Here is a 21,558-nt window from a genome sequence, read left to right as displayed (position 1 = left end):
ACCTCTCAGCCCTACTTGTCAGCAAAAACTACTTTTAATCTAATTATCCATTGTCCCACAATAATAGTCGGTTAACTTACGCCGTGCTGTACTAGTGTAAAGCAGTCGCTTCAGAATGCTTATGCTAATCCAGTTTCGGTTTCATCCTGAGAAAGCCGTTGAAGCCGCAGCGGTACTCTTAAAGCTGCACGGTAAGCCTATGAAGTATTTAGGTTTACTTAAGATGCTTTACATAGCTGACCGTCTTGCATTGAAACGCATGGAGCAACCGATTACTGGTAATCATTATGTGTCGATGGATTACGGCCCTGTCCTCAGCAGCGTTTATGACCTAATCAAGGGAAAGCCTGTTGATGATGCCTTACCTCTCTGGTCTAAGTTCATTTCTCCTCGGAATGAAAATCATGTTTCCTTGTTGCATGATCCAGGAGACGAAGACCTTTGTGAAGAGGAAGAGGAAATCATTCAGCAGGTTTATCAAGCTTTTGGGCATCTTGACCCTTTTGATGTTGCTGAGTGGACTCATGACCTTCTGTGGAAAAACCCTCATGGCTCTGCCATTCCGATTTCGGTAGAGGATATTCTCAAAAATGTAGGCAAGAGTGACGAGGAAATCAGGGAAATTCAGCAAGAAGCCATTCGAGAAGCATATCTAGATGGGGTTTTGAATGGCTAGCATCACCATTAATTTGGGAGATGCATTTTTGCTGGATACGCCTCCTAATAGTGAACACCTTTACATCGCAATTGCACAAACATCTGCAAGCAACTATCTGCTCGTCAATGTCACTACCCGCAGACCTAATTCTGAAACTTCCTGTGTTCTCCTACCAGGTTCAGGTATACCAAGCTTTATAGTCCATGAGTCGGTAATAGCTTATCAGTTTGCTCGTGAGATGGATGCACTCAACTAGCTCCGTTAATTACCATTGGTAGCCCTATTCCGAAAGGGACTTGTTCGATGGCTGTTATTACACAGATTCAGCAAGGTGGTTTAGTCTCCAAGCGGTTGAAGAAGAGGTATAAAACTGCTCTGAGAGCTTTCCTGGGAATACCACCGTAAGATGTCATAGAGCGCAGTCACATATAGAGAGCGCATAGTGCTGGGAAACTAAGATAAAATTAATTAGATTTTTGACTTTACCTGAAAAATAAGTAAGTATTAACACTTGTGATCCGGAAACGAAGTGATTATAGTGAAAGTCAAAAATGAAACGTTCAAATCGCCTTGCTTGGATAGGAGCGATCGCAGTAGCTGCGATCGTTTTACTTAGTTTTATCGCGGCTCCCAATAATACTAAACTTAACACTGGCTCTACCTATAACCGCGCCTCTGATGGCTATGGTGCTTGGTATGCTTTTATGCAACAGCAGGGAATTTCTATCAAGCGCTGGCAAAAGCCTTTTAGTGACATTCAGTCAGAGAACAGCCCAGTTACTGTTCTACAGGTAGGCAGCTATCCAAGAGAGACAATACTGGATAGTCAAGAGCGTGAATGGGTAGAAAAAGGAAATACTTTGGTAATTTTGGGTGCGGGAGCGCGGGTTACAGAAGCGGAGTTTAGCACTATGCAAAAATCTCCCCAAGGTGATATCAAAATTGATACGCGTAGACGATATCAGAAAGCTAACTCCAAGCAAGTTGATTTAGGCGATCGCTTTGGTGCTCTTGTGTGGGAAGAAAATTACAAAAAGGGAAAGGTGATTTTTTCTACCACTCCTTATTTAGCCGCCAACGCCTACCAAGATTATTTAAGTAATTTTAAGTATCTAGCCAGTTTGGTTACGGAAAAAGGTAACACAATATTTGTCGATGAATATATCCACGGCTATAAAGATGCCGATGTCAGGAAAAAAGAAAGTGAAGGAGATTTATCTAGCTTTTTTGCAAAAACTCCTTTATTTCCAATATTGGTGCAAGTAGGTATCCTGCTATTAGTGCTAATTTGGGCACAGAATCACCGCTTTGGCAAGCCAGTAGCTTTAGATACACCAGTTGTAGATAACAGCGAGGCATACATCCAAGCTTTAGCTGGAGTCTTGCAGAAAGCTGATACCACCGACTTTGTTGTAGAGATGGTGGGTAAACAAGAACAATTACAACTCCAAAAAGCCTTGGGATTAGGACAAGTACTTTTAGAACGTCAAGCCTTGATCAATTTCTGGATAGAAAAAACAGGCGCAAGTGCAGCAGAACTAGATGCAGTCTTAAAGCTACAATCTCGCAAACAACCCATCACTGAACGAGAACTGTTAAGCTGGTTGGGGAAATGGCGAAGCCTACGGGGAATTCATAATTCCTAATGACGCTCTCTACGAGACGCGCAAGGGACGCGGATTCGCTAACGTAATTCGTAATTAATTTTTTGGAATTATGCATAATATTTCTGCATTGGTTATTTATCAATAAAAAATATGAGCGAAACTCATCCTATCTTAATTCGCCTTGGTCAAGGTCTTAATCAAGTAATTGTCGGACAATCTAGCCTAATACAACAACTTTTAGTAGCATTGCTAGCGGGTGGACACGTAATTTTGGAAGGAGTACCGGGAACTGGTAAAACCCTCCTAGTAAAAGTGTTGGCGCAGTTAATCCAAGGGGAGTTTCGCCGGATTCAACTAACACCAGATGTTTTACCTTCAGATATTACTGGTACAAATATTTTTGATTTGAATAGCCGCAATTTCACTTTAAAAAAAGGGCCAATATTTACTGAAGTGTTGCTAGCAGACGAAATCAACCGTACTCCTCCCAAGACACAAGCGGCGCTACTGGAAGCGATGGAAGAGATGCAGGTAACGCTGGATGGTGAAAGTTTACCTTTACCGGATTTATTTTGGGTGATTGCAACCCAAAATCCCCTGGAATTTGAGGGGACTTATCCCTTACCAGAGGCGCAGTTAGACAGATTTTTATTTAAGCTGGTGGTAGATTACCCCGATCAAGCTGCCGAAAAGCAAATGTTACTCAATCGTCAGGCGGGTTTTGCAGCACGGCGTTTGGATATTAGCCGTTTGAAACCAATAGCAACAGTAGCCGAGATTTTGCAAGCACGACAAGCAGTTAAAGAAGTTAAAGTATCAGAAGCGATCGTTGATTATTTGTTGGCGTTAGTCAGAACATCGCGTCAATATCCCGATTTAACTTTGGGCGCATCGCCTCGCGCCGCTGGTGCTTGGTTGCAGACATCTCAAGCCCTAGCGTGGTTAGCTGGAAGGGATTTTGTCACGCCAGATGATGTCAAAGCAGTTGCATCACCCCTGCTACGTCATCGCCTCATTTTGAAAGCAGAAGCGATGCTGGATGGTTTACAAATGGATGCGGTAATTGCGTCGGTAATTAATCAAGTAGCAGTTCCAAGGTGAAAAAATTCTGGCGTTGCTGAATGCAGGGATGAAGGGATTTATTTGCAATGTGGCAGTTATTGTAATTTGGGGAAAGTTTTCCTACCAAAGACTAACGCTGTAGAAAGGGCTGGATATCAAGACACAAACAATTTCGTTCACCTCAGTTTCTAACTCATGGCAAGTTTCGGGTGCGGACACAGGCACAGCAATCACAATCTAAGCGGATTGCTGTTTTCGCACGGCCATAACAGCCCACATAGTTGCACCCGTCGCTAAACATCATCTACCAAGATGAGCGTGCGTCCCTGTAAATCTCTTAAGGGGCGAATTCTTGCGATATCAAACGGATGAGTTAATTTTAATCCACGGAGATTTTCGCATGGGCTGATACCATTTCACTACTCCCCACTCTACACCCGCCTTGAAATGGTTTGGTAAGGGAAAATTATTTGTAAGCGGCTTACCGTAGACTACAGTAAACCAGTAGGCAGTTAAATTGTCTCCCACTTCTTAATGTTTGTTGTTAAACTTATACTGAGCCTTTTTTTTACGCAAAACAAAAAACTACTTAACCAATGGTAGATGCCAAAATAGATGAAAATACAATGAGAATTAAATTGCTAATTCTCCATTTGCTTCCTTTTGCTTGCATTATCTTTTGCTTATATAATTTTGATACTACCTTTACATTAGCCCTTAGTTGTAAGTGTGGGATAATACATGTTATACTCCTTCGTTAGACAATGCGTAGTATTATGCTTGGTATTAGACAAAAACCTCATCCAAATTACGGACTTAACACTTTTGAGTAAAAATGAATAGGGTAGAATAACTGAATGTAGCTCAGATATTTTTAAAATTAAAAGCAGGATTTTTTAATGATCAGCTTAAGTAATTCGGAAAACAGCACAGTTAGCAGCACAGCAGCCACTAAGAGGCTGGCAAGGGCAATCATGGTTTCTGGTGGGGAGTTCTCACCGATATTAGCTTATTGTAACGGTGTCGAAAGGCAGCAGCAAGTGCTGAATGTGTTAACAGAATTTTCCTCAGCAGACATCCAGGAAATCCTGCTCTCACCTGCGGCTGACACATTATATACAGCTATTACAACTGCAATTGGTGCTACTCAACCCGAAGCTTTGATGGTACGGGGTTTAGAGTCTGTAGTGGAAATTAACCAACTAATCATCAGTACCAACATTATGCGAGATGAGTTTCGGAAACAGTTTCGGTTCCCGTTGGTGTTGTGGGTCAATGACGAAATTCTCTGCAAGCTAGTGTGGCTAGCACCAGATTTCAAAGACTGGGCAGCCAGTACTATTAGATTTGATATACCTCACAATCAGTTAGTTGAATCTGAACAACAAGCCATCAGAGCCTAATATTGCCTGAGATTGCCTTAAAAATCTTGTATCCGCTAGCTTGAGCCGAGCAAAGCCTAAGCTATGGTTCTGTCGCATTCTTTTCTAAAATTACTTTTATTGAACCCTCGCTTGCGAAGGTGAGGCGAAAAACGTTGCAAGCTTTCCTCGCAAGTTATTTTCCAAGACAGCGTTGTGGATTGTCTTCTCCAACGAACTCCTTATCTAATGAAGCTTGAGCTTCTAAGTTCTTAAGGGCGTTTTAATTAAGTGTATTTTTATCCAGAATTTGTATAAGGAACAAACAATTACTACAGCAGCGTCTGTCTTTATAGCTGTTTCAGAAGAGAGATACTAAATTAATTTCAATTGGTGAAGTTATAGAATTATATACTTTATTGTATATTTTTGCCTGGATACTATTTATGAGTTCTATAACTCTTGACTAACATCCCTATATTACTATGAAATTCATGCCGAAAGACTACTTTAACCCCAATAAAATGCGAATTTTCACTGCTTTGATTTTGACTGGAATTTTGTCTGTTGCTAGCAGTTTAACACTTATCAAAGATGCTACGGGCGCTACTGCAAAGTTTTCGTTAGAAACAAGCAATGAAGTTCTCAAGGACAATATTAAACCAAACCGCTTGCCACGCCTAGTAGCTAACGCGGTACTGCAAGATTTAGGCCGCAGACAGGGAATTTCAACCAGACAAGTGCAAATTATTGATTATAATCAACAGACTTGGCGTAATGGTTGCTTGGAACTGCCTCAACCTGATGAACTCTGTACCCAAGGGTTAGTTCCTGGTTGGCGGCTTGTGGTGTCCAATGACAAACAAAACTGGATTTATCATACCAATAGTAACGGGCGATCGCTACGTTTAGCTTCGACAAACACTTCTTCAGATAAATTACCTACGTCTGTAAAAAACGCTGTTTTGCAAGCCGCCTCCAAACGTTTGCAACAGCCAATTTCTCAGCTAAACATCATTCAGGCTCAACAGCAAACTTGGAGAGATGGCTGTTTAGAATTACCTAATGCTGATGAATTCTGTACCCAAGCTTTGGTATCAGGTTGGCGAGTGGTTGTCGGTGGAGGTGAACAAACCTTGGTTTATCATACCAATCAAACAGGTTCCGCACTCAGGCTGAATCAAAAGGCTAGCTCAAGTTCACTAACCCCTGTGCAAATTCCAGTTAGCCAGTTACCACCACCATTAGCTCGATATGTAGTATTTCGGCAAATTTCCAGTGGTGGTTTTGCTGGTAGAACTTACGAGACTGTTTTACTCAAAGATGGGCAATTGATTCGGGTGCGGATTGGTGATGCCAATGATTCTGAGCGTAGTGTTCGCCGCGTTTCTGTGCAACAGGTGCAACAATTTCAGAGATTTTTAGAACTTTCTAAATTTAGTAAGTTCCGGAATCTGAGTTATCCAGCCCCCAGCGGTGCTGCTGATTATATCACCTACACTCTCACCAGCCAACAGGGTACGGTTCAGTACAACGATATTTCTCTAAATAACCTGCCAAAGAGTTTACAGACAATAGTCAAAGCTTGGAATCAGCTTGCAGCCAGCGCCAAATAGTAAACCTCAGTGATCAGATTAAATAGCGATTGTTTTAGCGCTTACAATCGAAACGATCGCTATTCATGCTGATTGTTCATAATTTGATCATGTCTGTAGCCAAATGATGAAAAGGTTTGTAAAGAGGTGTGTTGAGTTTCATTCGTGGTGGAATATTCGCCAAAGTAGAAAGTCTCTTTTGTTTGCCGTTATAGTTATCTTGAGTGTGGTAGCTACGGTGATGCTATCGTTCCCCTTGAACGCTCAAATTAATCTGCCGCGAACGCCAGCATCTGAGTTAAGGGGGGTGTGGTTAACAAATATTGATAGTGATGTATTATTTGAGCGCGATCGCCTCAAGGGATCTTTGCAACGCCTTGACGAACTCAATTTTAACACTATATATCCGGCGGTTTGGAATTGGGGATATACATTGTATCCTAGCAAAGTTGCAGCCAAAGTTAGTGGGCGATCGCTCGATCCCACACCCGGACTAAAAGGACGAGATATCCTCAAAGAAATTGTTGATGTGGGACATCAAAAAGGGTTAACAGTTATTCCCTGGTTTGAATTTGGCTTCATGGCACCAGCGGATTCTCTATTAGCCAAAAATCGTCCCCAATGGCTCACCAGTCGCAGCAACGGGACTCGGATTATCAAAGAAGGTATACATAATCGCGTTTGGCTAAATCCCTTTCGCCCAGAAGTACAACAATTTATTCAAGATTTAATCGTTGAAATTGTTAGAAACTACAATATCGATGGTATTCAATTTGATGACCATTTTGGCTTACCATCAGAATTAGGGTACGATGCCTATACAGTGGCACTTTACAAAAAAGAACACCGTGGTCAAGCTCCCTCCAAAAACTTTAAAGATCCAGAATGGGTGCGCTGGAGAGCTAACAAAATTACTGAGTTTATGAAACGGGTATTCAAAACCATCAAAGCTACAAAAAAAGATTGCTTGGTTTCTGTTGCTCCTAATCCTCAACGTTTTTCCTACGACTTCTTTTTAGCAGACTGGCAGAAGTGGGAACGGCTGGGAATAATTGAAGACTTAGTTTTGCAGGTATATCGGGATGACTTGAATGTTTTTATTAGTGAATTAGAGTATCCAGAAGTGAAAGTGGCAAAGAGCCATATTCCAGTGAGTGTGGGCATTATGGCTGGGTTGAAAAACAAATCTGTACCGATGCAACAGATTCAGACACAAGTGCAAAAAGTACGCGATCGCAACTTTGCCGGCGTCTCTTTCTTTTTCTATGAAACCCTCTGGAATATTAGCAAAGAAAAGCCACAAGAACGCCAGATTGGTTTCCAAAAAATCTTCCCCACACCCGTAGCTTATCCCAATTTGCTAGCAGGTTGGAAACCGTTCAGTTAATTTTCCTAGCAAGCTGTCAGTGAACAGATCATTTAATTACAGTGAAGGTTCACTGACAATAACTCAATATCTAAGTAACGCATGTGCTTCACTCCTAACTCCTGTACAGACGCGATTAATCGCGTCTGTACTCCTAACTCAGCACTATCCTATTCCCAAACGCCCAGCCAAACCAGGAGTTAGGGGTAGAAGTGTGGTAATCATCAAGAATAGAGCCAAAAGCCCCAAAGCGGCTCTAGCATCATCAGGTTCAGTGACTTCATTCAAGCTGGGGCGTTCTTGATCCCGTTGCAAAAAGAAAATCACGATCGCCCAGTACATGGCAAGAGTATTACCAAGAGACACTAGCGCCAGTAAAATTAAAGTTGCGATCGTTGCCCGTCCTGCGGTTTTGCGTCCATAAATCGCCTGAATAATGCGCCCACCATCTAGTTGTCCTGCGGGCATTAAGTTCAAAGCGGTAATTACTAACCCCAACCAACCAATCACCACTAGGGGATGAACACTTACCAGGGATGATTGCAACGCCGAACCAAGGACAACTCGCGCCAAACTTCCCACCAAAATCGACCCTTGGAAAAACTGATTTGGCAATTGAAATAAACTACCTGGGTGGGAAAGCAGCAAGCCAGTGATCAGCATTAACAAAGAAACAATACCACCTGCGGCTGGCCCTGCCAAGGCGATATCAAATAACACCTTGCGGTTGGGTAACAGAGATTCAAAGCGGGTAATTGCACCAAAGGAACCAATTTGCACTGCGGGTAGAAAGAAGGGCCAGCTAAGGCGAATTTGGTGACGCCGAGCAAGTAACCAATGACCGATTTCGTGAACTACTAAAACCGTAAATATCCCAGCCCCTATGGGCAAAGCCTCTTTAAACCGCCCTGGATTGCCAAAAAAATCAAAATTCAGCAATAAGCCCGCAGCTTCTAGATTTGTGGCAATAGTTGCTATCAACAGAATACCTGCAAAAACTTTTTGCGATAACAAGATCGGCCGGGGATCATTGCGGCTCGGCAGGACAATCACCACGGGTCTGCCGTCTGTATTTTCTACTAAAAACAGACGATATTGCTCACCAAGACGTTTCTGTAAACTTGCTGTTAGACGGTTGTGAACCTCTTCTGGTTCTCCCCGTAAATTGCCTTTGAAAATGGCTCCATCTTGGTAGGCGATCGTTTCTGTGGCGAAAAACGTATCGATACCAAAGATACCTTTAATTGCATTTAAGTCATCTTCCGGTATTGGCGGAATCTCCGGTTTCAGTTGTGTGACTGCTAATTGTGGGGAATTTGCTTCAAGTGAGGAATTAGCGGCGAGTCTTTCTGTTGCGCGTTGCTTGAGGATGGCATCTTGTCCAGCTGTGCGTAACTGTCTGCCCAAGAAGATGTACAATCCGGCGGAAGTCACCACTAAGAACAATATACCCGCTATGTTGATATAAATCCCTGCGGCAAACAATCCAAAAAACAGGAGCCAGGGAGTCATCAACACCACCGACTGTAACCAGGCTAAGATTCCCAGTTTACCAAAAGGTCTGGCGCGATAAAAGCCCCAGCCCAAAATGCCTAAAGCTACCAGTAGGATTGCCGCCAGGATAGAAGTTTCTGATAAAGTAAACATCTCCAAACCTTTGCTATTGAGACTGAGCCAGAACAAGTCCGGTATTGCAGATACACTTATTAATGTATAACGCCGTCTGTAATCTGCCCAAATTATCCCGCTTTGCGATGCCGAATAGCCCAACCCAGGCATCACACTAAGCAATTAAAAATTAAAAATTAAAAATTAAAAAACAGAATTACAGTAAGCTTTCTGGCTGGTAATGGTGTGCAGACTCAAAGCGTAACAGCTTAGTACACTGTGGCGTCAGTTTGCTTATCTTTAACAAGCGGCTATTGCCTTGTCTAGTTGATTGAGATGGTAGCTGGATTTACGCTATAGGTGGAGTCAGCCAGGATTAGAGAAGCCTTGGGACTCCCGCAAGCGCTTAAAAATTATTGATATATTACACGATCGCTCTCTTGTCCAATAATTACAGCCAGTTTCATTTTTTTGAACCACATCTGTCGTAGGGGCGCAAGACCTTGCGCCCCTACTGCGTGGTCTATTTACCTAAAATAGCTGTAATTTGCTCAAATACAGTTTGAGCAAAGTCGTCTTCTAAGTACAGTTTTGCATAAAAACGTAGCGTTTTTAATGCCGGAGAACGCATATAACAATGCAAGGGAATGCATCGGGACGCATTAACAATGCAAGCCGACGCATTAGCATTGCAGAATATTGCCAAATTTAATTCGCTACGAATTAAGAAATACTGTACTAAGTCCAATAAAGAATTTCAGCATTTGGAAAGCGCCTAGTAATCTCACTCTCAAAAAAGCAACGCAACGCTTTCATTGTGTCGCGATCGTAAACGTACTTCGTCCCACCAAACTTATTACGCTTGACACTGCGTTTTGCCTCATCCATCTCTAATTTTGATTGCGGATACCAAGTTTGTAACACTTCTTTTGACCCAGGTGTGAACCGATGCGAGATTAATTCAAAAGTAAGGTCACAGTCAAAATCCAGTGCCTCGTTTATCTGGTCAAACAAAGAACTATAGTGCATCTGCCAATCGTCTATCGGCATAATTGGCGCAATCACCAAGCCGACTGGATAACCGCCACCGCCACGCTCTAATGGTAGCGCCAACCGTCGCAATGCATTAAGTCTGGATGCTACGGAGGCTGTGCCACCTTCAAACTTACCAGAAATCGGTGCTACATTAACACTCATCCGACAGCGAGTATGCCCATTGTGTGGTAAGTCGAGTAATCCATCCACAGCATCAAACTTCGATACCCAACGTAGATGTGCATTGGTACGAGTGCCAAAGTAACGGATACATTCAGCCAGACTTCCAGTTAAATGCTCAATACCTAATGGATCTGTGTAACAGCTAACTTCAAAACTCGTAGTTTTCCCATCTTGCTCGTAGTTAGCTAAGTTGTCTAATATCTGCGGTAAGTTAGCAAAAACGCGGATCACAGGTGGCCCCGACAAGCTACCAGCTAGGTAGCAGTATTGACAATGAGCCGGACAACCCTCTGCAAGGTGAAACTGCCAATCCGCAGAAGGTGGGATGGGACTAAGTTTAAAAGAACTGGGTGGTGCAGTAACCACCGCTAAGGTCCGCTTGGCGATGTTGTAAGTATCTCGCTCAGACTCACCGCGCAGTCCCTTTAGGCGGTTTTGTGATAACTCTTCTATCGGTAAGTTGAGTGACTGCACACGTGCCAAAATCTGCTGCCCCCAAACCTGATCTAGGGCAGCAGGTGTAAACAGTACCCGTTCAGGTATCCACAACCGTGGTGATTTTGTTTGTGTACTTGATACTGAAACTTGGTCTGTAATTGGATTCAGCAATATCGTTCTCCGTTATTTAGTTTGCTGATTTCTGCAATTAATTTTCAAGGACTTGCTTAATTCGGCGTTCTAACAAATCAAGATCCAAACTGCTTTCATCACGGCTAATTCGACGCACAGTTGAATTAACATTACCTAAATTTACCAATAAATCTTGAAGAATTTCCTGCTGCTGACGGGCTTGGGTAACTTCGCGTGGCTCCTGTACTAAATCACGCACGATGGTATCTTCAGCGCGAGAGGCGATGATTGGATCACTTTGCCCTTGAATGTGAACAAAGGTTCGTCGCCCTGGGCCACGCTCCTCTTCTATTGGTATAACTGCTGTTACTTGGTCAGAACGCACATATTTGCCAAATCCTAAATGTACTAGCTCTGATGAAAGGATTTTCATATAATTGAAGCGTGATTTTTAAGTCTTACTTATATTGTAAAATCTAGAGAAGCGACCTTAAAGCCATAGACCATACGGGTTATACCCAATTCCAAGTAGTAGTTTCCTTTCCCCTTGCTGCTTGATATCTCTGGTGTCAGTCACACTATTCCTACCAGCTTTCAGGCTTCTTCTGGGGTTTCACGAAGCTCAATAAACTCAAGTTTTAGGTTGGAGTCCTAACTTTGGCTTGTTAAGTACAGCATTTCATTAATTCGTAGCAAATTAAATTCAGTAATACCTTGCAATGCCAATGCGTCCCCTGACAATGCCAATGCGTCGGCCGCATTGTTAATGTGTCCCCTGACAATGCCAATGCATTCCGATACAATGTTAATGTGTCCCTTTACAATGCCAATGCATCGGGATGCATTAAAAACACTACGCTTTTACGTAAAACTGTACTAAGGCTGCATACTCAGTATCGGTCATGCCGAGGTCATGAATGTATATCAGTAAGGGACTTCCAGTTAAAAAAACATTCCATCGTAGGGGCGCAAGGCCTTGCGCCCCTACATTAGATTTTCAATAATTCAATTCCATTATCCAAAATTGAAAATCTAAAATTTGGAGATGATAAAATCAAATAAATGATGCGCCATTTCCAATTTAGAACAAGGTGCGATCGCTAGCTGATGTCCTTGACTATCTAAAAATATCGCTTGATTATTATCGCTACCAAAACCACTATCAGGTTGATCGATGGGATTGGCCACAATAGCATCTAATTTTTTACTCTGTAACTTTTCTAATGCAGGGTTGACAATATCTCCAGTTTGTGCGGCAAAACCAATTAATATCTGATCCGGCTGTTTAAGTTTTGCTAATTGGGCGATTATATCCGGTACAGGTTCCAAGGGTAAGGCTTTGGGGAGCGATCGCTTGGGCAATTTCTCTGTACTATAATCTCGTGGCTTCACATCTCCCACGGCTGCTGACATGACAATTACATCAGCATTGGGTAAACATTCCAGCATGGCGTGCTGCATTTGCTCGGCACTAATTACAGGAATTGCTTGCACTCCCAATGGTACATCCCAATTGGCTGGCCCATGTACCAGGGTGACACTTGCGCCTCGGTGAAGTGCGGCTTGCGCCAAAGCCAATCCCATTTTACCTGTTGAAGGATTACCAATAAATCTCACTGGGTCAAGATACTCTCGCGTTCCCCCAGCACTAATTAACACTCGTTTACCAACTAAATCTCGTTTGCCTTGAGTGTGTAACAACGATTGGATATGAGCCAAAATTTCTGGAGGTTCTGCTAATCTACCAGCACCGATGCGATCGCACGCTAATAAACCTGATGCTGTACTCATTCCATGATACCGACTATCTATCAATAGCTGTTGCCAATTCCGCTGCACTGATAGCTGTTCCCACATATCCGTATTCATTGCGGGTGCTAACAGCACGGGACAAGTAGAAGCCAGCACGGTATTTGTGAGTAAATTATCAGCCATCCCGTAGGCTAACTTTGCTAATGTATTAGCTGTCAAGGGGGCAATTACCATGACATCTGCCCATTCACCCAACTCAATATGCAACGGACGAGAGTGAGTTGGTTGCCAGAAATTATCATCTGTATAGGCAAGATGACGAGATAGGGTTGCTAAAGTCAGAGGCGTGATAAATTCTTGCGCCGAACGGGTAAGGATGACTCGGATTTCCACCCCAGTTTTAAACAGCGTTGAAACTAGTTCACAAATTTTGTACGCGGCGATACCGCCGCATACTCCAATTAGAACCCTGTTCAATTTTGGATTAGTCATAGTAAAAAGTTAGGAGTAAGTAGTAACTTAGGAGCAAGTAGTTACGAATATTAATTTCCAACTCCTAACTTCCTGTACAGACGCGATTAATCGCGTCTCTCCTAACTCCTAACTCTCAACTACGCTTCATCGTAGGGTTCCAAGTCTAAGAGGTAGATATAGGGTTCAACTAACTCTGGACGCTGAAATGCGATCGCTCGCAATAAATGCCAATCATTTAAACCCTCAAAAGCATTGCTATAATTATCCAGTTCTAGACGTGTAGCTAGTTCTTCTACTTCTGCCGCAGTCATGGCAGCAATTTCTTTTTGGGAAATGCTTAGAGTTGTCATAATGCTTGCCCCTCCCTTATGCAGCACTCGCCTTCAGCATGGGTTAAGTTGCGCTGAACGCAGCCACCCTATATATCTTACTCATTAGAGGTCATTGATTTCATGAAAATTTTCAGCATTTATACCAGAATTTATAAAAAATTCGTAATCTTGACTAGCTAATTGTATTCACAATAAAATTCCGTAGTACCTCTAACGTTTGTGGATGTATCTCATGCCCCATGTTAAATTCGTGGTATTCTACTGCCACTCCTAGAGATTTTAGAGTTTCTCGTGCCTTCAAAGCTGCTTGCAGTGGTACAACTTCATCATATTTTCCGTGGGTGATTAAAGTCGGCGGAATCCCACTTTTAGCTGCCGTTAGTGCATCAGGATGTAAATACCCACTCATAACAACTAAACCTGCTAGGGGTAATTTTGAGCCGACATCTAAAGTCATTGCTCCGCCTTGAGAAAATCCACTTAAAATGGTGCGTGACAAAGGTACACCAGTGCTGCTTTCTAAAGATTGCAAGAAATCAGTTAGCAGTTGCCGACTTTCTGCCAACCCTTGATACATATTCTCCACCCGCAGGTCATACCATGCCCTCCCTACAGGGGAATAGGGATAAGGAAAAGGTGCATCAGGTAATACAAACTGGTAATCAGGTAAGTTGATCAAGGGTAACAATGATGCTACATCCTCAGCATTAGCTCCCCAACCATGCAAAGTGACAATTAAGCCTGCGGGGGGTTGAGAAGTTTCTCTCTTAACGGTGATAGCTTGTAAAGACAGAGGTTTACTCCTAAAATCCTACTCTTTTAGTAGATCCTATCTCTTGAAGTAGACTTACTATCAGGAATCGGATGCCACTTTGACGAAGACACCCACCTTATTGGCTTAACTTTTTACCAAGGTACTGGTTCACCAAGATGAAAAAAGCCACCACTCGGCCCATCGTCAGGGAGCATCGCTGACTCAACGCCCGTTTTCGCCCCTCCTGTGATATCCATCATTGCGCCTTCACCGCCCAATTCAGTTTTCACCCAACCTGGATGAGCGCTATTAATTTTCACAGGAGTATTGCGTAACTCATGGGCTAAATGGATGGTGAATGCGTTGACTGCTGCTTTAGAAGCATTGTAAGCAAATGGTTTAGAATCATAAATTGGTGAATTGGGACTAGCATGAAGTGTCAATGAGCCTTCAATACTAGACATATTGACAATTCGACCACTAGGACTCTTTAAAATTAGCGGTAGCAGTACTTGAGTCAGTTCTACCAAGCCAAAAAAGTTGGTGTTGAATGTCTGTCGAATAATGTTTATTGAAACAGAAGTGGCATTACTGATTAACCAGTCGCCATCTAGAAACACACCTGCATTATTAATCAAGATATCCAGTTTACCAAAAGAGTCACCAATCTCTTGAAAAGCAGACTGAATTTGAGTACTGTCAGTTATGTCAAGAGCGATCGCCACAGCTGAGACTCCTTCATTATGCAAGTTAGTAGCTGCCGTTTTTGCTGCTTCTAAATTCCGAGCTGCGATCAGAATCGTCAATCCATGTTGTCCCAGTTGACGACTCATTTCCAGTCCTAGACCCTTATTTGCGCCAGTAATCAAGGCTACTTTATTCTTCAGTTCGCTATTGACCACTGTTAGCCACTCCTATTGAATTGGGGATCTACAATGTATTTAAAAACAGTATGCTTAAGCTTTGTTTAAATACTGGGTCAATCCTCTCACGAAGTCGCAGGCAAGAAAACCTAGAAAAAAGGCTAGTACCGACTTGTTTTTTGCTCAAGACGCTGGTGCTTTAGGCATTTCTTGATCCCCCCTAGCCCACACCAGTCGCTCCACTTGGGGGTTTCTCCATAAGTAAGTGGCATGGATTTAGGGGTATCTAAAATGTTTTGCTCTTCGCTTAGAGGACTTTTCAAACATCCTCCTAGAGTGATAAACCGTTAACCCTGGTCGAACACGCCAATCACAGGGCCAACAACCGCAAAATTGTTTTTGGTTAGTGACAACCCAGCCGATAATTGTGCAAATTGTACCTGAGTAAAGGCACTTGCACTGCCATCTTGGTCAAAGAACAATGCACCTGTAATATTGTTGTAAATAAATCGCTGAGTGCTAGTGGTTGCAGATGCTCCGAGGGTAAACTGACTTGTCTTAAGTGAACCGATTGATAACCCGCCACCAAAACCATCAGCCGTTACTTGAATGAGTTCATTAGTCGCTTTGAAGTCATCAAGTCTATCAATGCCTTCATTGAAACTATTGAAAGCAAAGGTATCAGTACCAGATCCTCCAATTAGGCTATCATTACCCTTGCCGCCTATGAGGATATCATTACCCTTGCCGCCTATGAGGATATCATTGCCATCACTACCGTCGAGAGTATCATCCCCATTGCTGCCCACAATCAAGTCATCGTATTGTGTACCTGGGATATCTAATCGTTCGATATTCTTGTAGATAACCCGATTCGTGCCATCCGTAATTGAGCCAGAGTTAGTAGTAGCATTGAATGTCGAAGTGATTCTCTTGGTAGAATTATAATAGTTGTTGACCGACAATAAATCGTTACCTATTCCCCCATCGATCGTATCATTGCCACCATCGCCCCCATCGATAGTATCGTTGCCATTGCTCCCCACAATCAAGTCATCGTATTTTGTACCTATGATATATGATCGTTCGATGTTTTTGTAGCTAACCCGATGCGTGCCATCCGTAATTAAGCCAGAGTTAGTAGTAGCATTGAATGTCGAAGTGATTCCCTTGGTATAATTGCCAAAATAGCCAAAATAGGCTAATAAATCGTTACCTGTTCCCCCATCTATCGTATCATTGCCACTAAAGCTCGCCTTTATCGTATCGTTGCCATCGCCTCCAGAGAGCAGATTATTGCCTGTTGACAAGTAAACATTCAAGCGATCGTCACCAGCACCACCGTTGAAGGTATTATTGCCAGAAGTGGGTGTGTCGTATCTACCGTCGTAGCCAGTGGCCGAAAGAGTATCATTGCCATCGCCACCATTGAGTAGGTTATCGCCTGAGGAATAGCTAGCATCCAAGCGATCGTTACCAGCACCACCGTTGAGGGTGTTATTGCCTAAAGAGGGATCGGTGCGGTTGTCCAGGTATGAGATGTAGAACGACGAGTTGCCAGAGGCCGAAAGATAATCATTGCCATCGCCACCATTAAGTAGGTTATCGCCTGTTGAAGCTATAGCACTCAAGCGATCGTTACCAACGCCTCCAGAGAGTAAGTTATTGCCTGTTGAAAAGTCAACATTGAGAATATCATCACCAGCGTCACCAACGAGGGTGTTATTCCCCGCACCACCAACGAGGGTATCACTCCCTGCACCACCAACGAGGGTATCATTCCCCGCACCACCCCGCAGGAAGTCGTTGCCACTTAAGCCGTTGATTTTGTCATTACCCCCCTGACCATTCACCACATCATCTGAGTTGTTTAAACCTGTAATGTTATTGTCAAGGTCATTCAGGAAAGTCACCGTGTTCTTGATGCCGATGCTCGTTTCAGTGGAGTTGGCATCCAGGACATTAAAGCTGTCGGTGATGCTAGTTTGCCCATCAAACAGGATATTACCTATGGCTGGTTTTGCTCCAGAAGCTTTCAGATTCTGGAAGTTTTCTAATTTGAAGTTTTGGAGGATAACTTTGACATCAGGCACGCTTGCAAAATAAATACCAGGCATATCTTCAAAGGTGATTTCTAAATTCTTGCCATTCTGGGTGAGCAGCAGATTTCGGGCAGTCAATCCATCCCCTTGGAATTTGATGGTATCCACTTCGGCAATTACTGCTGCTGTTGGGCTTATTCCTTTACCTACCCCACCGAAATCGGTGATAGTATCTGTGCCGTCGCCCAAGAAGTAGTTGGCATCGAAGTTGTAAACAAATTTATCCTTGCCGCCGCCACCAGTTAACGTGTCGTTGCCCTGATTAGCTGTGATAGTATCGTTGCCGGCAAGACCCTTAATCGTATCCGCGCTGTTAGTACCCAGTAGCGTATCGTTACCATTAGTTCCAATGATATTTGCCATAACTTTTTCCTACCTGAATCGATTTTTGGAGTAAATTTAGTTCTCAAGTTGCTGTTAGTGCTGTTTCCGGGCAGAAAAATTCGCCAAATGTTGACATTTCGACATCCTTTCATGTCACCCTTGAGGGTTACGAATTTTTCTTTGAAGATTCCCCCTTTGATTGGCTTGCAAGTAGTACTTATCTAACCAATCTAGGACTATCTAAGTCTTAAGCGCTGTACAAATTCATCAGCATGTGGATTCACAAAAACAATTAGCTTCAGGCTTCTTTTAATCATCCTTCATCAGTAGCCCAGGCCAGTAAAAACCGTAAGTACCGCTGAAAAATAATATAAAAATCAAGCTTGAATGCCTGAAAACCACAGCCCACAATTTAATTGGTTTGTCAATGCGTAAGTCTTACTAGCTTGAAAATAGGGAACATTTGACAGGGCATAAGAGAAGAAATCTCTATGCCTTTGTTGTGGGCTATTGCCCGTGGGTGTTTAGCTTGAAAATAGGAAATATCTAAATAACCCGATAATAGACCTCTTGCATAAGTGGAATAGACCCCCCTTAATCCCCCCGATATATTGGGGGGAAACTTGAAATCTTGCTCCCTCCCCAACAAATCGGGGAGGGTTGGGGAGGGGTGATTCAAGGATTTTTGCAATAAGTCTAATAAATAGATACCGAATATTTACTTAAATGTCTATATTTAAAGAAATATCTTTGCATACTCTTCATATTATTTGCTGATCGCTGATTGAAGATCGGACTTACGCATCAAGTACGAAATATAGGGGCAATACCCTGCCTTAAGTCGCTTCTGTACCAGACGCTTTGCGAATGCGTCTACATGAATTGCCCCTACGGTAAATCAAGGCTTTCACTACCTTTTTCCGTAAGTCCTGGAAGAAATAGCCTTGGGGATAAGGGACAAATTGTACCTGAGTAAAGGCATTCGCACTACCATCCTGGTCAAAGAACAATGCACCTGTAGTTGAGTTATAAATAAACCTTTGAGCGCTGGTGGTTGCAGATGCACCGATTCTCAACTGATTAGCTTTTAGTACACCTGGCGATAAACCACTAGCAAAACCAGCAGCCGATACTCCAATCACTTCATTAGTGGCGTTGAAGTCATAAAGTCTATCAACGCCTTCATTAAAACTATTGAAAACAAAGGTATCAGTACCACTTCCTCCAATTAGGCTATCATTACCGTTGCCACCTGTGAGGGTATCATTGCCATTTCCACCTTTGAGGGTGTTTTTACCAATGGCACGAGATGCACTAAGACTATCATTGCCATCGCCACCATCGAGGAGATTATCGCCTGTTGAATAGTCAGCAATCAAGCGATCGCTACCTGCCCCACCATTGAGAGTATTATTGCCAGTAACAGTGTAAGCTCCGTATTGCAAGTATAATGAATCGGAGCCGGAGGCAAAGAGAGAATCATTGCCATCGCCACCATTGAGGAGGTTATTACCACTTGAAAAGCTAATAACTAAATTATCATCACCAGCGCCACCATTGAGGGTATTATTGCCAGAGATAGGATAGAGAGATAACTCGCCTCGGTAGTCGTCGTAGCCGCCAGAGGCACTAAGAGAATCATTGCCATCGCCACCATCTAGTAGATTATTGCCTGGTGAATGGCTAACAATCAAGCGATCGTTACCTGCGCCCCCATTGAGGGTATCGTTACTACCGCCCCCATATATCGTATCATTTCCATTGCTCCCTACAATCAAGTCATCGTAGGGGGAACCTGAGATTGTTAATTGTTCGATATTCTTGTAACTAACCCGATTTGTGTCTGTCGTAATTGAGCCAGTGTTAGTGGTAGCATTGAAAGTCGAGGTGATTCCGGCAGTACCATTGTAGTAACTGATGATAAATAAATCGTCACCTGTACCGCCATCTATCGTATCATTGCCACCAAAGCTTCCATTTATTGTATCGTTGCCATTACTGCCTACAATGTAGTCATTGTACTCTGTACTTAAGATATTTAATCGTTCGATATTCTTGTAGTTAATCCGATTCGTGCCGACTTTAATTGAGCCAGTTTTAGTAGTAGCATTGAATGTCGTTGTGATTCCGGTACTCCCAGTAGGAGCATAGCCCGAAACGATCAGCAAATCGTTACCGCTTCCCCCATCTATCGTATCATTGCCATTAACGCTCACATTGAGCGTATCATTGCCATTGCTCCCCACAATCAGGTCGTCGTTCTTAGTCAGACCTGAAATCACTAATCCTTCAATATTCTTGTAGTTAATCAGATTCGTGTCTACCGCGATCGATCCAGTGTTTGTAGCAGCATTGAAAGTCGCTGTTATTGCTCCAGCAGGCTCGATAAATCTCAGGTCTAACAAATCGTTACCTGTCCCCCCATCTACTCTTTGAGTCGCTAAGGAAGAAGGGGAGGGATATAAGGCAATAGAGAAGGAATCATTGCCATTCCCTCCATTGAAGATGTTGTTGCCAAATACGGAAGTTTTATAATTGTCGCTGTAACCAGTGGCAGACAGAAAATCATTGCCATCCCCACCATTGAGGATATTATCGCCTGTTGAATAGACAGCATCCAAAGTATCGTCACCAGCGCCACCATTGAGGGTATTATTGCCGGAGGTAAAGCCGTTGATATCGCCAATGGTAGAGAGAGAATCATTACCATCGCCCCCAGAGAGCAGATTATCACCTGTTGAAAAAGCAGCCTTCAAGGTATCGTTACCTGCGCCACCGTTGAGAGTGTTATTGCCAGACAAGCTAGCCGAGAGATTATCATCGCCATCACCCCCAGAGAGCAGGTTATTACCTGAACCAGCTCTCAAATCATCGTTACCAGCACCACCGTTGAGGATATTATTGCCTGCTGAATAGAGAGCATTCAAATAATCATCACCTTCACCGCCAAAAATCGTATCATTGCTATTGTTCGTAAAATTGTCACTATAGTTGTTCGTTAAAACGAAATCGCCACCATTGCTCCCCACAATATAGTCATCATAAATTGTGCCTGTAATATTTAATACTTCGATATTCTTGTAGTTCACCCGATTATTGGCCACCGTAATCGAGCCAATGTTAGTAGTAGCATTGAATGTCGTTGTGATTCCCCCGCTAGCATTCCCATAATACCCATTCAATGCATTCAACACATCGTTACCTGTACCTCCATCTACTGTTTGAGTCACTAAGGAAGAAGGGGCAGTATCTGGGACGGAAAAAAAGAACCCATCATTGCCATCCCCCCCATTTAAGGTGTTTTTACCCTGGACTTTATCAGCGTAAAAGTCATCATCGCCATCTCCACCTGAAACCGTATTGTTACCAGTAGAGAAACTAATATCAAGGTAGTCATCCCCTACATCTCCTCTGAGGATGTTATTTCCAGAAGAATAGGAAGCAACAATACTCTCATTGCCCACACCACCAATGAGAGTATTGTTGCCCGTACCACCCCTCAAAAGGTCATTGCCACTTAAGCCGTCGATTCTGTCGGCGCTGTTAGTCCCCAGTAGGGTATTATTTGCGTTGGTTCCAATGATATTTGCCATTATTTTTCCTTCCTTTGGAAATCGATTTTTTGCAGTATCTTCAGTTCTCAAGTTGCTGTTAGTGCTGTTTAATGGCACTAAAATTTGCACAATCTTGACGTTTCAAAATAATTTTGTCTCACCCTTGAGGGTTACGAATTTTGCCGAACATTCACTTTTTGACTAGCTTCTAAGGATTACTTATCCAACTTCTGGGACTATCTAAGTCTTAGGCACTGTACAAATTCATCAGCGTCTGAATTCACAAAAATAACTAGTTTCAAGCTTATTTGATTCATTCTTACTCAGTAGCATCGGCAAGCATTTGCCGTAGGCATGG

17 protein-coding genes are annotated in these 21,558 nt (G+C 42.9%); 7 read left to right on the top strand and 10 right to left on the bottom strand.

Annotated elements, in window-relative coordinates; genetic code table 11:
* The first annotated feature begins 121 nt into the window (after positions 1-121).
* The 4 genes from V7K49_RS20560 to V7K49_RS20545 all read left to right on the top strand — a co-directional run bounded on the left by V7K49_RS20560 (position 122) and on the right by V7K49_RS20545 (position 3,366).
* Positions 122-676, top strand: coding sequence for a Panacea domain-containing protein (locus tag V7K49_RS20560; protein ID WP_335207150.1), 555 nt, complete (start codon positions 122-124; stop codon positions 674-676).
* On the top strand, positions 669-914 hold the full coding sequence (locus V7K49_RS20555) for a hypothetical protein (protein ID WP_335207149.1): 246 nt from the start codon (positions 669-671) through the stop codon (positions 912-914). The genes V7K49_RS20560 and V7K49_RS20555 overlap by 8 nt, the downstream gene beginning before the upstream one ends.
* A gap of 295 nt (positions 915-1,209) precedes the next feature.
* The gene (locus V7K49_RS20550; protein ID WP_335207148.1) at positions 1,210-2,304 is read left to right on the top strand and encodes a DUF4350 domain-containing protein; all 1,095 of its coding nucleotides are present in this window, start codon (positions 1,210-1,212) and stop codon (positions 2,302-2,304) included.
* Between the two features lie 111 nt (positions 2,305-2,415).
* A complete protein-coding gene (locus V7K49_RS20545; protein ID WP_334868467.1) occupies positions 2,416-3,366 on the top strand; it encodes an AAA family ATPase in 951 nt (316 codons plus the stop codon).
* A 321-nt stretch (positions 3,367-3,687) separates the two neighbouring features.
* Here the strand turns inward: V7K49_RS20545 and V7K49_RS20540 are convergent, their stop codons facing one another.
* Complete coding sequence (locus tag V7K49_RS20540; RefSeq protein WP_335207147.1) at positions 3,688-3,855, bottom strand: hypothetical protein; 168 nt, start codon at positions 3,853-3,855, stop codon at positions 3,688-3,690.
* 371 nt (positions 3,856-4,226) lie between these two features.
* Here V7K49_RS20540 and V7K49_RS20535 point away from each other — a divergent pair, with 371 nt between their 5' ends.
* From V7K49_RS20535 to V7K49_RS20525, 3 genes are all read left to right on the top strand, one after another.
* On the top strand, positions 4,227-4,730 hold the full coding sequence (locus V7K49_RS20535) for a hypothetical protein (RefSeq protein ID WP_334868466.1): 504 nt from the start codon (positions 4,227-4,229) through the stop codon (positions 4,728-4,730).
* A 443-nt stretch (positions 4,731-5,173) separates the two neighbouring features.
* A complete protein-coding gene (locus V7K49_RS20530) occupies positions 5,174-6,304 on the top strand; it encodes a hypothetical protein (protein WP_335207145.1) in 1,131 nt (376 codons plus the stop codon).
* 106 nt (positions 6,305-6,410) lie between these two features.
* A complete protein-coding gene (locus tag V7K49_RS20525) occupies positions 6,411-7,670 on the top strand; it encodes a glycoside hydrolase family 10 protein (protein WP_335207166.1) in 1,260 nt (419 codons plus the stop codon).
* Between the two features lie 144 nt (positions 7,671-7,814).
* Here the strand turns inward: V7K49_RS20525 and V7K49_RS20520 are convergent, their stop codons facing one another.
* The 9 genes from V7K49_RS20520 to V7K49_RS20480 all read right to left on the bottom strand — a co-directional run bounded on the left by V7K49_RS20520 (position 7,815) and on the right by V7K49_RS20480 (position 21,239).
* On the bottom strand, positions 7,815-9,296 hold the full coding sequence (locus V7K49_RS20520) for a site-2 protease family protein (RefSeq protein ID WP_335207143.1): 1,482 nt from the start codon (positions 9,294-9,296) through the stop codon (positions 7,815-7,817).
* Positions 9,297-9,995: 699 nt separating this feature from the next.
* Positions 9,996-11,018 carry a spore photoproduct lyase family protein gene (locus V7K49_RS20515; RefSeq protein ID WP_335207165.1) on the bottom strand — a complete coding sequence of 341 codons (1,023 nt, stop codon included), beginning with the start codon at positions 11,016-11,018 and terminating at the stop codon, positions 9,996-9,998.
* Positions 11,019-11,121: 103 nt separating this feature from the next.
* Complete coding sequence (locus V7K49_RS20510) at positions 11,122-11,478, bottom strand: hypothetical protein (RefSeq protein WP_273767601.1); 357 nt, start codon at positions 11,476-11,478, stop codon at positions 11,122-11,124.
* 599 nt (positions 11,479-12,077) lie between these two features.
* On the bottom strand, positions 12,078-13,289 hold the full coding sequence (gene coaBC / locus V7K49_RS20505) for a bifunctional phosphopantothenoylcysteine decarboxylase/phosphopantothenate--cysteine ligase CoaBC (RefSeq protein WP_335207141.1): 1,212 nt from the start codon (positions 13,287-13,289) through the stop codon (positions 12,078-12,080).
* A 119-nt stretch (positions 13,290-13,408) separates the two neighbouring features.
* Positions 13,409-13,621 (bottom strand): protein IsiD, encoded by a 213-nt coding sequence (isiD, locus tag V7K49_RS20500; RefSeq protein ID WP_292761436.1) that lies wholly within the window; start codon positions 13,619-13,621, stop codon positions 13,409-13,411.
* Between the two features lie 154 nt (positions 13,622-13,775).
* Entirely contained in the window at positions 13,776-14,381 is a 606-nt protein-coding gene (locus V7K49_RS20495) for an alpha/beta hydrolase (RefSeq protein ID WP_335207164.1), read from the bottom strand.
* Between the two features lie 128 nt (positions 14,382-14,509).
* Positions 14,510-15,259 carry an SDR family oxidoreductase gene (locus tag V7K49_RS20490; protein WP_335207139.1) on the bottom strand — a complete coding sequence of 250 codons (750 nt, stop codon included), beginning with the start codon at positions 15,257-15,259 and terminating at the stop codon, positions 14,510-14,512.
* A 308-nt stretch (positions 15,260-15,567) separates the two neighbouring features.
* Complete coding sequence (locus V7K49_RS20485; RefSeq protein ID WP_335207137.1) at positions 15,568-17,685, bottom strand: beta strand repeat-containing protein; 2,118 nt, start codon at positions 17,683-17,685, stop codon at positions 15,568-15,570.
* A 797-nt stretch (positions 17,686-18,482) separates the two neighbouring features.
* Entirely contained in the window at positions 18,483-21,239 is a 2,757-nt protein-coding gene (locus tag V7K49_RS20480) for a beta strand repeat-containing protein (RefSeq protein ID WP_335207135.1), read from the bottom strand.
* Positions 21,240-21,558 lie beyond the last annotated feature (319 nt).

Origin of the sequence: Nostoc sp., from assembly GCF_036919675.1 — a bacterium.
In the GTDB taxonomy this organism is placed as follows: Bacteria; Cyanobacteriota; Cyanobacteriia; order Cyanobacteriales; family Nostocaceae; genus Nostoc.
The sequence above is the reverse complement of the archived record's forward strand: the minus strand, read 5'-3'. Positions and strand labels throughout refer to the sequence as shown.

Coding starts and splice junctions, on each gene's coding strand:
- V7K49_RS20560 (WP_335207150.1), top strand. CDS start 122: ATGCTAATCCAGTTTCGGTTTCATCCTGAGAAAGCCGTTGAAGCCGCA.
- V7K49_RS20555 (WP_335207149.1), top strand. CDS start 669: ATGGCTAGCATCACCATTAATTTGGGAGATGCATTTTTGCTGGATACG.
- V7K49_RS20550 (WP_335207148.1), top strand. CDS start 1,210: ATGAAACGTTCAAATCGCCTTGCTTGGATAGGAGCGATCGCAGTAGCT.
- V7K49_RS20545 (WP_334868467.1), top strand. CDS start 2,416: ATGAGCGAAACTCATCCTATCTTAATTCGCCTTGGTCAAGGTCTTAAT.
- V7K49_RS20535 (WP_334868466.1), top strand. CDS start 4,227: ATGATCAGCTTAAGTAATTCGGAAAACAGCACAGTTAGCAGCACAGCA.
- V7K49_RS20530 (WP_335207145.1), top strand. CDS start 5,174: ATGAAATTCATGCCGAAAGACTACTTTAACCCCAATAAAATGCGAATT.
- V7K49_RS20525 (WP_335207166.1), top strand. CDS start 6,411: ATGAAAAGGTTTGTAAAGAGGTGTGTTGAGTTTCATTCGTGGTGGAAT.
- V7K49_RS20520 (WP_335207143.1), bottom strand. CDS start 9,296: ATGTTTACTTTATCAGAAACTTCTATCCTGGCGGCAATCCTACTGGTA.
- V7K49_RS20510 (WP_273767601.1), bottom strand. CDS start 11,478: ATGAAAATCCTTTCATCAGAGCTAGTACATTTAGGATTTGGCAAATAT.
- coaBC (WP_335207141.1), bottom strand. CDS start 13,289: ATGACTAATCCAAAATTGAACAGGGTTCTAATTGGAGTATGCGGCGGT.
- isiD (WP_292761436.1), bottom strand. CDS start 13,621: ATGACAACTCTAAGCATTTCCCAAAAAGAAATTGCTGCCATGACTGCG.
- V7K49_RS20485 (WP_335207137.1), bottom strand. CDS start 17,685: ATGGCAAATATCATTGGAACTAATGGTAACGATACGCTACTGGGTACT.
- V7K49_RS20480 (WP_335207135.1), bottom strand. CDS start 21,239: ATGGCAAATATCATTGGAACCAACGCAAATAATACCCTACTGGGGACT.